Here is a 12,851-nt window from a genome sequence, read left to right as displayed (position 1 = left end):
AAGTTGTCGTACCTCGGGGCTAGAGTTGCCGAGGCGCCTTTCTGCGCGCCCACAACCATTCAGACAACCGCTCAGACCAGCCTTGGAGCGGACAATTCCTCCTCATCTTCTTCACCCGGGAGTACACGGACAGTGGCCGACCGACTGATCATCCGTGGCGCGCGCGAGCACAACCTGCGTGACGTCAGTCTCGACCTGCCCCGGGACGCCCTGATCGTGTTCACCGGGCTCTCGGGGTCGGGCAAGTCGAGCCTGGCCTTCGACACGATCTTCGCCGAGGGGCAGCGCCGCTACGTCGAGTCGCTGTCGTCGTACGCGCGACAGTTCCTCGGCCAGATGGACAAGCCGGACGTCGACTTCATCGAGGGCCTGAGCCCGGCGGTCTCCATCGACCAGAAGTCCACCTCGCGCAACCCGCGCTCGACGGTGGGCACCATCACCGAGGTCTACGACTACCTCCGGCTGCTCTTCGCCCGCATCGGCGAGCCGCACTGCCCGGTCTGCGGCGAGCGGATCTCCCGGCAGACCCCGCAGCAGATCGTCGACCGGGTCCTCGCGATGGCCGAGGGCACCAAGTTCATGGTGCTCTCGCCGGTGGTGCGCGGCCGTAAGGGCGAATACGTCGACCTCTTCGCCGAGCTGCAGGCCAAGGGCTACGCCCGGGCGCGGGTCGACGGCGTGGTGCACCCGCTGACCGAGCCGCCGAAGCTCAAGAAGCAGGAGAAGCACACGATCGAGGTGGTGATCGACCGCCTCACGGTCAAGCCGAGCGCCAAGCAGCGGCTGACCGACTCGGTCGAGGCCGCCCTGGGCCTGTCCAACGGCCTGGTCCTGCTCGACTTCGTCGACCTGCCCGAGGACGACCCGGAGCGCGAGCGGCGCTACTCCGAGCACCTGGCGTGCCCCAACGACCACCCGCTCGCGATCGAGGACCTGGAGCCCCGGGTCTTCTCCTTCAACGCGCCCTACGGCGCGTGCACCGAGTGCACCGGCCTCGGCACGAAGAAGGAGGTCGACCCGGAGCTGGTCGTCCCCGACCCGGAGCGCACCCTGCGCGACGGCGCGGTCCAGCCCTGGTCGACCGGGCACAACCTGGAATACTTCCTGCGCCTGCTGGAGGCCCTCGGCGCCGCCGAGCACTTCGACGTCGACACACCGTGGCGGGCCCTGCCGTCGCGGGCGCAGAAGACGATCCTGCACGGCTCCGACGACCAGGTGCACGTGCGCTACCGCAACAAGTTCGGCCGCGAGCGCTCCTACTACACCGGCTTCGAGGGCGTGGTGCAGTGGATCGAGCGCCGGCACACCGACACCGAGTCGGAGTGGTCGCGGGAGAAGTACGAGGGCTACATGCGCGACGTGCCCTGCGCGGCCTGCGGTGGCGCCCGACTCAAGCCGGAGGTGCTCGCGGTCACCCTGGCCGGCCGGAGCATCGCCGAGGTCTGCAACCTGTCCGTCGGCGAGGCCGCGGACCTGCTCGCCGGCATCGAGCTGACCGACCGGCAGAAGTTGATCGCAGAACGGGTGCTCAAGGAGATCAACGCCCGGTTGAAGTTCCTGCTCGACGTCGGTCTCGACTACCTCTCCCTGGACCGCCCGGCCGGCACCCTCTCCGGCGGCGAGGCGCAGCGCATCCGGCTGGCCACCCAGATCGGCTCCGGCCTGGTCGGGGTGCTCTACGTCCTCGACGAGCCGTCGATCGGGCTGCACCAGCGCGACAACCACCGCCTGATCGAGACCCTGATCCGGCTGCGCGGCCTGGGCAACACGCTGATCGTGGTCGAGCACGACGAGGACACGATCCGTACCGCCGACTGGATCGTCGACATCGGCCCGGGCGCGGGCGAGCACGGCGGCAAGATCGTGCACAGCGGCTCCGTGCCGGCGCTGCTGGAGAACCCGGAGTCGGTGACCGGGGCCTACCTGTCGGGCCGCCGGTCGATCCCGACGCCGCAGGAGCGCCGCCCGCAGACCCCGGACCGGGAACTGGTGGTGCACGGCGCGCGCGAGCACAACCTGCGCAACCTGACCGTGGCGTTCCCGCTGGGCCAGCTCATCGCCGTCACCGGGGTCAGCGGCTCCGGCAAGTCGACGCTGGTCAACGACATCCTCTACGCGGTGCTGGCCAACCAGATCAACGGGGCCCGGCTGGTCCCCGGCCGGCACACCCGGGTCTCGGGGCTGGAGCACGTCGACAAGGTGGTCGGCGTCGACCAGTCGCCGATCGGCCGCACGCCGCGGTCCAACCCGGCCACCTACACGGGGGTCTGGGACCACGTCCGCAAGCTCTTCGCCGAGACCACCGAGGCCAAGGTCCGGGGGTACGGCCCCGGCCGGTTCTCGTTCAACGTCAAGGGCGGTCGCTGCGAGGCGTGCTCCGGCGACGGCACGATCAAGATCGAGATGAACTTCCTGCCCGACGTGTACGTCCCGTGCGAGGTCTGCAAGGGCGCCCGCTACAACCGGGAGACCCTGGAGGTGCACTACAAGGGCAAGACCGTCTCCGACGTGCTGGAGATGCCGATCGAGGAGGCGGCCGAGTTCTTCTCCGCCATCCCCGCCATCCACCGGCACCTCAGGACGCTGGTCGACGTCGGCCTCGGCTACGTACGGCTCGGCCAGCCCGCGCCCACGCTCTCCGGCGGCGAGGCGCAGCGGGTCAAGCTCGCCTCCGAGTTGCAGAAGCGCTCGACCGGGCGGACGGTCTACGTCCTCGACGAGCCGACCACCGGCCTGCACTTCGAGGACATCCGCAAGCTGCTGATGGTGCTCGAAGGGCTGGTCGACAAGGGCAACACGGTGATCACCATCGAGCACAACCTCGACGTGATCAAGACGGCCGACTGGTTGATCGACATGGGCCCCGAGGGCGGCCACCGGGGCGGCACGGTGCTCGCCACCGGCACCCCCGAGGAGGTCGCCGAGGTGCCCGGCAGCCACACGGGCCAGTTCCTGCGTCAGGTGCTCAAGCTCGACGGCGAGGCGAAGGGCGCGGCGGCGGCCACCTCCCGGGCGGCCAAGGCCAACGGCACGAAGTCCCGCGCCCGCAAGGTGCCGGCCGGGGCACGCTGACGACGAGCCTCCCGGCCGGACCTCGGGCAGTTGTCCGGCCGCGCCATCCGGCCGCCGGTGCGGGCGGACCGCTGACCGGGCACCACCCGGGCGGGCCCAGGGCCCGCCCGGGTGACCTCCGGTCGCCGATCGGGTGAACCGTCGGGCAGAGTGATCCGTGTACCCGAGTGTGGCCGCGGATCATGACCAGGCGGCGGCAGCCGAGAGAAGGGCGAGGCATGAGTGACGATCAGGGGCTGACCGGGCCGGCGACGCGGACGCGTCGCGCTCTCCTCACGGGCGCGGGCGCCGTCGGGGCGGCGGTGGTCCTGGCCGCCTGCGGCAGCGACGACTCCGGCGACACGGCGGCCCCGACCAGTGGCGGCCCGCCGGTGCCCAGCACCGGTGACGCCGGCGGCGGCGACCGCGAGGGCGCGCAGTCGCTGGCCCGTACGGCTGACATCCCGGTCGGCGGCGGCACCGTCTATCCCGCCCAGGGCGTGGTGATCACCCAGCCCCGCGAGGGCGAGTTCAAGGGCTTCGACTCGATCTGCACCCACCAGGGCTGCCCGGTGACGAGCGTCGACGGCGGCACCATCAACTGCACCTGTCACTTCAGCAAGTTCTCGATCGAGGACGGCTCGGTCAAGGGCGGCCCGGCCACCAAGCCGCTCCCGCCGAAGAACGTGAAGGTCACCGGCGACCGGATCTCGCTGGCCTGACCGGGGCGAGCGGGGCCGGCGGCCGGGGCGAGCGGGGCCGGCGGCCGGGGCGAGCGGGGCCGGCGGCCCGCCGGCCCCGGGCGGTCCGCAGACGGGCCCGGTCACCGCGTCGTGGCGCTCGCGGCGGCCCTCGGTCGCTGGCCCGCTGCCGGCTGCCCGCACAGGGCGCGCGGCGGCAGGCGCCGTTCCAGCAGCAGGACGCCGGCGACGCCGAGGGCGTTGAGCAGCGCCAGCGCCAGCCAGGGCGCGGCGGTGTCGACCTCGTACAGGGTGCCGAAGAAGGCCGGTGCGAGCATCGAGGCGATGGCGAAGGAGTACTGGAAGGCCGCCAGGTAGCGGCCCCGGGCGGCGACCGGTGCGGCGGCCGCCGCCAGCGCGGCGGAGGCCGGCGCGTGCACCACCTCCGCGACGGTGAACAGCAGCGTCGCCGTGACCAGCAGCGCGGCCACCACGCCGAGGCGCCCCGGGCCCAGGGCGGCCATGGCGAGCCCCCAGACCGTCCACAGGGCCGCCGCCAGGGCGACCGCGCGGGTGCGGCGGTGGCGCGGCAGGCGGGCGCCGACGGGCGCGGACAGCAGTGCGACGAGGAAGGCGTTGCCGGCCAGGATGCCGGAGGTCAGCCACGCGGGACCCCGAAGGTCCGTGAGCATCACCGTGGGCAGGGCCAGGCCGAGCATCATGCTGCTCAGCGCGAAGACGGTGTTCAGGCCGATGAGGGCCAGGAACGGCCGGTCCCGGACCAGGGTGGCGTACCCGCCCGGCGCCGGACCCGCCGGGCGGGCGGGGGGCGGTGGGATCCGCACGCACGCGGCGATGAGCACGGCGGCGAGGGCGAAGCAGGCCGCCGCCGCGTAGGCCACCGCGCGGTAGGTGACCGTCCGCCCGTCGGCCACCACCACGCCGGTGGTCAGGCCCCCGACCGCCAGGCCGGCGGTACGGGCGCCGTTGCTGATCGCGTACCAGGTGTCGCGGGCCCAGCCGTCCGGCCTGCCGTCGGCGTGGTCGGCGACCGCCGTGAAGATCGTGGACCAGAAGAACCGTACGCCGACGGCGACCAGCGCCGCCGCCGCGAAGACGCCGACCGGCCCGCTCACCCAGGCGTACGCCAGATAGCCGGCCGCCTGCAGCAACTGGGAGGCGACGACCACCGGCAACGCCCCCAGCCGGTCGGCCAGCGAGCCCGCCCAGAGCGGCACCGGCAGGGTGAGCACGGTCGCCGCGCTGAGCAGCACCCCGAGCAGCGCCAGCGGCACGTCGGTCAGCCGCAGGAAGTACACCAGCGACAGGGGCAGGAACAGCCCGTTGCCGATCGAGTCGACGGTGAGGGCCGCCACGAGGACGGCGCCCCCTCGGCTGCGTCCCCCGGGGTGTGCGTCCATGTCCCCCGTGCCTCCTCGCGTCTGCCCGGCCAGGGGCGGATGCTAGCCGGGGCCGGCTCCGCCGGCACCGCAATAAGCCGGGCTTCCGGCACTTCGCAGCGGCCGGGTTTCCGGCGCCGCGGCGCCCCGGCCTCCGGCGCGGCGGCGCCCTCGATCTCCGGCGTCGGGGCGGAACGGCGTCCCGGAGGGCTGTCGGGGGTGCGGACTACGCTTGCTGGCGTGGCTGACCCCTCGACCTACCGTCCCGCCCCCGGCACCATCCCGGAGTCACCCGGGGTCTACCGGTTCCGCGACGGCACCGGCCGGGTGATCTACGTCGGCAAGGCGAAGAACCTGCGCAGCCGCCTCAACTCCTACTTCGCCGACCTGTGGGGCCTGCACCAGCGCACCCAGCAGATGGTCACCACCGCCGAGTCGGTGGACTGGGTCACCGTGGGCACCGAGGTCGAGGCGCTCCAGCTCGAATACACCTGGATCAAGCAGTACGACCCGCGTTTCAACGTCCGCTACCGCGACGACAAGTCCTACCCCTACCTCGCGGTCACCCTCGACGAGGAGTTCCCCCGGTTGCAGGTGATGCGGGGCGCCAAGCGCAAGGGGGTGCGCTACTTCGGGCCCTACTCGCACGCCTGGGCGATCCGCGAGACGCTCGACCTGCTGCTGCGGGTCTTCCCGGCGCGCACCTGCTCGGCCGGGGTGTTCAAGCGGGCCGGACAGGTCGGCCGCCCCTGCCTGCTGGGCTACATCGGCAAGTGCTCGGCCCCCTGCGTCGGCAGCGTCACCCCCGAGCGGCACCGGGAGATCGTCGACGGCTTCTGCGACTTCATGGCCGGCCGCACCGACACCATGGTCCGCAAGCTGGAACGGGAGATGACCGAGGCCAGCGAGCAGTTGGAGTTCGAGCGGGCGGCCCGGCTGCGCGACGACGTGGCCGCGCTGCGTCGGGCCATGGAGAAGCAGACCGTGGTGCTCGGCGACGGCACCGACGCCGACGTGGTGGCGTTCGCCGACGACCCGCTCGAAGCGGCCGTCCAGGTCTTCCACGTGCGCGACGGCCGGGTACGTGGGCAGCGCGGCTGGGTGGTGGAGAAGACCGAGGAGCTGAGCACCGGCGACCTGGTGCACCACTTCTGCACCCAGGTCTACGGCGGCGAGCAGGGCGAGGCCGACGTGCCCCGCGAGCTGCTCGTGCCGGCGCTGCCCGCCGACGCCGAGGCCCTGGCCGACTGGCTCTCCGGTCACCGGGGCAGCCGGGTGAGCCTGCGGGTGCCGCAGCGCGGCGACAAGCGTTCCCTGCTGGAGACCGTCGAGCGCAACGCCAAGGACGCCCTCGCCCGGCACAAGCTGCGCCGGGCCGGCGACCTGACCACCCGCAGCAAGGCGCTCGACGAGATCACCGAGGCGCTCGACCTGCGCACCTCGCCGCTGCGCATCGAGTGTTTCGACATCTCGCAGATGCAGGGCACCGACGTGGTGGCGAGCATGGTCGTCTTCGAGGACGGGCTGCCCCGCAAGAGCGAATACCGGCGCTTCATCATCCGGGGCGCCACCGACGACCTCTCCGCCATGTCGGAGGTGCTGCGCCGCCGCTTCGCCCGCTACCTCGACGCCCGCGCCGAGACCGGCGAGGCGGGCGTCGAGCCGGCCGACGACCCCGTCGCCCCGGCCGGGCAGGCCGCGCCGGAGGACCTCGTCGAGCCGGCCGACGACCCCGTCGCCCCGGCCGGGCAGGCCGCGCCGGAGGACCTCGTCGAGCCGGCCGACGACCCCGTCGCCCCGACGGGGCCCGATGAGCCCAGGGTCGGCGTCCTGATCGACCCGACCACCGGGCGGCCGCGCCGGTTCGCGTACCCGCCGCAGCTGGTGGTGGTCGACGGCGGCGCGCCGCAGGTCGCGGCGGCGGCCCAGGCCCTGGCGGAGCTGGGCGTCGACGACGTGGCGCTGTGCGGGCTGGCCAAGCGGCTGGAGGAGGTCTGGCTGCCCGACGACGAGTTCCCGGTCATCCTGCCGCGCACCTCGGAGGGCCTCTACCTGCTGCAACGGGTGCGCGACGAGGCGCACCGCTTCGCCATCACCTTCCACCGGCAGCGGCGCTCCAAGCGGATGACCTCCTCGGCGCTGGACAGCGTGCCCGGCCTGGGGGAGGTGCGGCGCAAGGCGCTGCTGCGGCACTTCGGCTCGCTCAAGCGGCTCTCCGCGGCCACCGTGGAGGAGATCACCGAGGTGCCCGGCGTGGGCCGGCGCACCGCCGAGGCGATCCTCGCCGCGCTGGGCGGCGGGGCGAAGGCCCCGGCTGGGGAGTGACCACTGCGCCGCCGTCCGGCCGGCGCTCGGCCGGTGGCTCAGCCGAGCGGCCCTCTGACGGGCGGGGTGCGCGCCCGGCCGGTCACTCGGCCAGGACGGCCAGGATCTGCTCGCCGTACTTCGCGAGCTTGTTCTCGCCGACGCCGTTGACCGCCGACAGCCCGGCCAGTGACGTGGGCGCGTCGGTGGCGATCTGCCGCAGCGTGGCGTCATGGAAGATCACGTACGCCGGCACGCCCTGCTCCTTGGCGGTGGCCCCGCGCCAGGCGCGCAGCCGCTCGAAGACCCCGGCGGCGCTCGGCGACAGCTCGGCGACGACGGTGGCCGCCCCACGCGGCTTGGCCGCCCGGGACGAGGCGACCTTCTCCGGCTCGCGGCGCATCATCACCGTGCGGCGGCGGCCCAGCACCTCTGCGCTGGCCTCGGTGAGGGCCAGCGTGCCGTAGTCGCCCTCGACGGTCAGCAACCCCTCGGCCAGCAGTTGCCGCACCACGCCGCGCCACTCGGCCTCGCGCAGCTCGCTGCCGATGCCGAAGACGGTCAGCGAGTCGTGGCCGTACTGGGTGACCTTGTCGGTCGCGCGGCCGAGCAGGATGTCGACGCAGTGCCCCGCGCCGAAGCGCTGGTTGCGTTCCCGGTCGAGCCGGAAGACCGTGGAGAGCAGCTTCTGCGCCGCGACGGTGCCGTCCCAGCACTCCGGCGGACTGAGGCAGGTGTCGCAGTTGCCGCAGGCGGCCCTCGCCTGCTCGCCGAAGTAGTCGAGCAACTGGCCGCGCCGGCAGCGGACCGTCTCGCAGAGGGCGAGCATCGCGTCGAGGTGGGCGGCGAGGTTGCGCCGGTGGGCGAGGTCCCCGTCGGAGGTCTCGATCATCTTGCGCTGCTGCACCACGTCCTGGAGCCCGTACGCCAGCCAGGCGGTCGACGGCAGGCCGTCCCGCCCGGCGCGGCCGGTCTCCTGGTAGTAGCCCTCGACCGACTTGGGCAGGTCGAGGTGGGCGACGAAGCGGACGTCGGGCTTGTCGATGCCCATGCCGAACGCGATGGTCGCCACCATGACCAGGCCGTCCTCGCGCAGGAAGCGCTGCTGGTTGCGCGCGCGGGTCGCCGCGTCGAGCCCCGCGTGGTAGGGCAGCGCGGCGACACCGTTGGCGGTGAGGAACTCCGCCGTCTTGTCCACCGAGGCGCGCGACAGGCAGTAGACGATGCCGGCGTCACCGGGGTGTTCGTCGCGCAGCAGGCTGAGCAGCTGCTTGCGCGGCTCGCGCTTGGGCACGATCCGGTACTGGATGTTGGGCCGGTCGAAGCTGGCCACGAAGTGCCGGGCGTCGGTGAGCTTGAGCCGGGTGGCGATCTCGTCGCGGGTCGCGCTGGTCGCGGTGGCGGTCAGCGCGATGCGGGGCACGTCGGGCCAGCGCTCATGCAGCATCGACAGGGCGAGGTAGTCAGGGCGGAAGTCGTGGCCCCACTGCGACACGCAGTGCGCCTCGTCGATGGCGAACAGGGCGATCCGGCCCCGGTCGAGCAGCTGCTGCACCCCCCGGGTGCCCAACGCCTCGGGGGCGAGGTAGAGCAGGTCCAGCCCACCGGCGACGAACGCGTGCTCCACCACGCGGCGGGCGTCGAGATCCTGGGTGGAGTTGAGGAAACCCGCCCGTACGCCGACCGCCGTCAGCGCGTCGACCTGGTCCTGCATCAGCGCGATCAGCGGGGAGACCACCACCGCCACACCCTCGCGGAGCAGGGCCGGGATCTGGTAGCACAGCGACTTGCCGCCACCCGTGGGCATCAGGACCAGCGCGTCGCCGCCGGCCACCACGTGGTCGACGACCTCCTGCTGGAAGCCGCGGAAGGCGTCGTAGCCGAAGACGCGGCCCAGCACCTCCAGGGCGTCGGCGGAGCGCAGGTCGGTGGGGGAAGCCATCCGGGGATTCTACGAACCTCCCCCGACAGCCCGTGCAGGCGAGCGGGCGGGACGCGCCGGGTGGCCGCCGGGCCGCGCCGTCGCGGGCGTACGACGGTCGGCCCGGCCCGGCGGGATAGAGTCGCTGATTGACCACGCGCGGCCGGGGGCGCCGGCCGCGGCGCCACGGCTTGGGGGTAGCGGGTGAGCGAGGCGCGTACGGCCGAGGAACGGAGCGTGACGGTGACCGGGCAGCAGACACCGGCCGAGTCGGACACCACCCTGGTGGTGGTCACCGGGCTCTCCGGCGGCGGTCGCAGCACGGTGGCGAGGGCGTTGGAGAACGTCGGGTTCTACGTGGTGGACAACCTGCCCCAGGCGCTGATGCTCGACATGGCCGAGCTGGCGTTCAAGGCGGGCGGGGCGGCCCGGCGCACGGCGATGGTGCTGGACGTGCGCTCGCGTGCCTTCTCCACCGACCTGGCGGGGGCGATCCGGGAGCTGAAGGAGCGCGGCTTCTCGCCCCGGGTGGTCTTCGTCGACGCCGACGACGAGGTGCTGATCCGGCGGTTCGAGAGCGTCCGGCGTTCGCACCCGTTGCAGGGCGACGGGCGGCTCGCCGACGGCATCGCGGTCGAGCGCGGCCTGCTGGAGGAGGCCCGCGACCAGGCGGACGTGATCATCGACACCAGTCACCTGAACGTCAACCAGCTGCGCCGCCGCGTCGAGGAGCTCTTCGGCGGCGAGGACGCCCGCCGGCTGCGCGTCACCGTGCTCTCCTTCGGCTTCAAGTACGGCCTGCCGCCGGACGCCGACTTCGTGCTCGACGCCCGGTTCCTGCCGAACCCGTACTGGGTGCCGGAGCTGCGCGAGCACACCGGCCGCGACGAGGCGGTCAGCTCGTACGTGCTGGGTCAGGAGGGCGCGGACGCCTTCGTCGGGTCGTACGCCGACCTGGTCAACGCCACCACCGTCGGCTTCGAGCGGGAGGGCAAGCGCTACCTGACCGTGGCGGTCGGCTGCACGGGCGGCAAGCACCGCAGCGTCGCCATCTCCGAGGAGCTGGCCGCCCGGCTGCGCCACTCCGGTCTGGCCGCCAACGCCCAGCACCGCGACCTGGGGCGCGAGTGACGGCGACGCGCGTTGTCGCCTTCGGCGGCGGGCACGGCCTGTCCGCCTCGCTGCGCGCCCTGCGCCGCTGCGCGCCCGAGCTGGACCTCGACATCACGGCGGTGGTCACCGTCGGCGACGACGGCGGCTCCAGCGGCCGGCTGCGGGCCGAGCGGGGCGGCCTGCCCCCGGGCGACCTGCGGCAGGCGCTGGCCGCGCTGGCCGGGGACCACCCGGCCACCCGGCGCAGTGCCAAGCTCTTCCAGCACCGCTTCGCCGAGGTGCCGCCGCCGCGCGCCGACGACCCGTCCGGCACCGTGAGCCGATTGGAAGGGCCCCTTCCTCACGTTTCCGGTATAGGAAGGGCCCCTTCCTTTCCGCAGGGTGCCGGCGTGGACGGTGGACGGGGGAGTGCCGGCGCGGCCGATCGGGGCGCCGGGCTGGCCGGGCACGCGGTGGGCAACCTGGTGCTCTGCGGGCTGATGGAGCTGCTCGGCGACCCGGTGGCCGCCCTGGAGCACGCCGGCGCGATGCTCGGCGCGGTGGGCCGGGTGCTGCCGATGTCGTGCGAGCCGGTGGGGATCGAGGCGCGGGTGCGCGGCGCCGACCCGCGCCGGCCGGACGAGGTGCGCACGGTCACCGGCCAGCACCAGGTCGCGGTGACCACGGGCCGGGTGGAGTCGTTGCGGCTCACCCCGGTCGCGCCGGAGGCCTGCCCGCAGGCGGTCACCGCGATCGGCGCGGCCGACTGGCTGATCTTCGGGCCGGGCAGTTGGTACACGAGTGTGCTGCCGCACCTGCTGGTGCCGCAGCTCGCCGCCGCGATCGTGGCCAGCCCGGCGCGGCGGCTCGTCACGCTGAACCTCGCCGCCGAGAAGGAGACCTCCGGGCTCTCCCAGGCCGACCACCTGGCCGCGCTGCGCGCGTACCTGCCGGAGCTGAGGGTCGACCGTGTGGTCGCCGATTCCAAGGCGGCGGGTGACCCCGAACCGGTCGCACGTGCGGCAGAATCGCTGGGCGCCCGCCTGGTCCTCGCTCCCGTCGCGGTCACCGACGGCACTCCCCGTCATGATCCGGCCGCCCTGGGCGCCGCACTGGTGCCTGTCCTGGGCGCCGATCGTTAGACACGTACGTAATCTCCGGCGACACGCCGGAACAGGTCCGTGAGGGGACGCACAATGGCGATGACGGCTGCGGTCAAGGACGAGCTGAGTCGGGTCGACGTGCCCAAGCCCTGCTGCCGGCGGGCGGAGATGGCGGCGCTGCTGCGCTTCGCCGGCGGGCTGCACATCGTCTCCGGTCGGGTCGTGGTGGAGGCCGAACTCGACACGGGGGCGGTGGCCCGACGGCTGCGGCGGGAGGTCGCGGAGGTCTACGGCTATCCGAGCGAGATCCACGTGCTCGCGTCCGGCGGCCTGCGCAAGGGCAGCCACTTCATCGTGCGGGTCGTCAAGGACGGTGAGGCCCTCGCGCGGCAGACCGGCCTGCTCGACGTGCGGGGGCGCCCGGTGCGGGGCCTGCCGCCGCACGTCGTCGCCGCGAACGTCTGCTGCGCGGTGTCGGCCTGGCGCGGCGCGTTCATGGCGCACGGCTCGCTGACCGAGCCGGGCCGCTCCAGCGCGCTGGAGATCACCTGCCCCGGGCCGGAGTCCGCGCTGGCCCTGGTGGGCGCGGCCCGGCGGATCGGCATCACCGCCAAGAACCGCGAGGTGCGCGGCGTGGACCGGGTGGTGGTCAAGGACGGCGACGCGATCGCCGCGCTGCTCACCCGGATCGGCGCCCACTCCAGTGTGCTGGCCTGGGAGGAGCGCCGGGTGCGCCGCGAGGTGCGGGCCACGGCGAACCGGCTGGCCAACTTCGACGACGCCAACCTGCGCCGCTCCGCGCGGGCCGCGGTCGCCGCCGCCGCGCGGGTGACCCGGGCGCTGGAGATCCTCGCCGAGGACGCGCCCAACCACCTCACCTCGGCCGGCCGGCTGCGCCTGGAGCACCGGCAGGCGTCGCTGGAGGAACTGGGCGCGCTGGCCGACCCGCCGTTGACCAAGGACGCGATCGCCGGCCGGATCCGCCGGTTGCTGGCCCTGGCCGACAAGCGGGCCCGGGACCTGGGCATCCCGGATACGGAAGCGGCCGTCACGCCCGACATGCTCGTGGTCTGATAGGACGGAGCGGGTCGGCGGTGCGGTGGGGTCACCACCCGACGCTGCACTGCGCCACACGCTCGGATAGGGTCGCTGCGTACGGCAAGGAGGCCGGCACAGGCACTCCTCGCCGTGCACACCGCCTCGGGCGGTCAGGTCCTTCGAGACCGCGGCGGGGTGGCCGAGATGAACCGTCAACGGCCGGCTCCAACGGTCGGCGCACACACCTCCGCCGGCCCGGGTC

8 protein-coding genes are annotated in these 12,851 nt (G+C 73.5%); 6 read left to right on the top strand and 2 right to left on the bottom strand.

Annotated features, from left to right (window positions below):
* Positions 1-132 precede the first annotated feature (132 nt).
* Both uvrA and KBX06_RS09850 read left to right on the top strand, forming a co-directional pair.
* Positions 133-3,072 (top strand): excinuclease ABC subunit UvrA, encoded by a 2,940-nt coding sequence (gene uvrA / locus KBX06_RS09855; protein ID WP_210834116.1) that lies wholly within the window; start codon positions 133-135, stop codon positions 3,070-3,072.
* Positions 3,073-3,290: 218 nt separating this feature from the next.
* Positions 3,291-3,773: a Rieske (2Fe-2S) protein gene (locus KBX06_RS09850; RefSeq protein ID WP_210834114.1), complete on the top strand. Its 483-nt coding sequence runs from the start codon at positions 3,291-3,293 to the stop codon at positions 3,771-3,773.
* A gap of 101 nt (positions 3,774-3,874) precedes the next feature.
* Here KBX06_RS09850 and KBX06_RS09845 read toward each other — a convergent pair whose 3' ends face one another.
* Positions 3,875-5,152, bottom strand: coding sequence for an MFS transporter (locus KBX06_RS09845; RefSeq protein ID WP_210834111.1), 1,278 nt, complete (start codon positions 5,150-5,152; stop codon positions 3,875-3,877).
* 39 nt (positions 5,153-5,191) lie between these two features.
* On the opposite strand from KBX06_RS09845, the gene uvrC reads away from it, so the two are divergent.
* The gene (gene uvrC / locus KBX06_RS09840; RefSeq protein WP_374225599.1) at positions 5,192-7,456 is read left to right on the top strand and encodes an excinuclease ABC subunit UvrC; all 2,265 of its coding nucleotides are present in this window, start codon (positions 5,192-5,194) and stop codon (positions 7,454-7,456) included.
* A gap of 82 nt (positions 7,457-7,538) precedes the next feature.
* Here uvrC and recQ read toward each other — a convergent pair whose 3' ends face one another.
* Complete coding sequence (gene recQ / locus KBX06_RS09835) at positions 7,539-9,377, bottom strand: DNA helicase RecQ (protein ID WP_210834106.1); 1,839 nt, start codon at positions 9,375-9,377, stop codon at positions 7,539-7,541.
* 222 nt (positions 9,378-9,599) lie between these two features.
* On the opposite strand from recQ, the gene rapZ reads away from it, so the two are divergent.
* From rapZ to whiA, 3 genes are read left to right on the top strand one after another with little or no spacing between them, the layout of a single operon-like run.
* Positions 9,600-10,487, top strand: coding sequence for an RNase adapter RapZ (gene rapZ / locus KBX06_RS09830; protein WP_210834208.1), 888 nt, complete (start codon positions 9,600-9,602; stop codon positions 10,485-10,487).
* Positions 10,484-11,590, top strand: a complete 1,107-nt coding sequence (locus tag KBX06_RS09825) for a 2-phospho-L-lactate transferase CofD family protein (RefSeq protein WP_210834103.1) — start codon at positions 10,484-10,486, stop codon at positions 11,588-11,590. Before rapZ ends, KBX06_RS09825 begins: the two co-directional genes overlap by 4 nt.
* Before the next feature lie 54 nt (positions 11,591-11,644).
* On the top strand, positions 11,645-12,625 hold the full coding sequence (gene whiA, locus KBX06_RS09820) for a DNA-binding protein WhiA (protein WP_210776688.1): 981 nt from the start codon (positions 11,645-11,647) through the stop codon (positions 12,623-12,625).
* The last annotated feature ends 226 nt before the right edge of the window (positions 12,626-12,851 follow it).

This window comes from Micromonospora sp. C31, assembly GCF_018070575.1.
Classification (GTDB): Bacteria; Actinomycetota; Actinomycetes; order Mycobacteriales; family Micromonosporaceae; genus Micromonospora.
The sequence above is the reverse complement of the archived record's forward strand: the minus strand, read 5'-3'. Positions and strand labels throughout refer to the sequence as shown.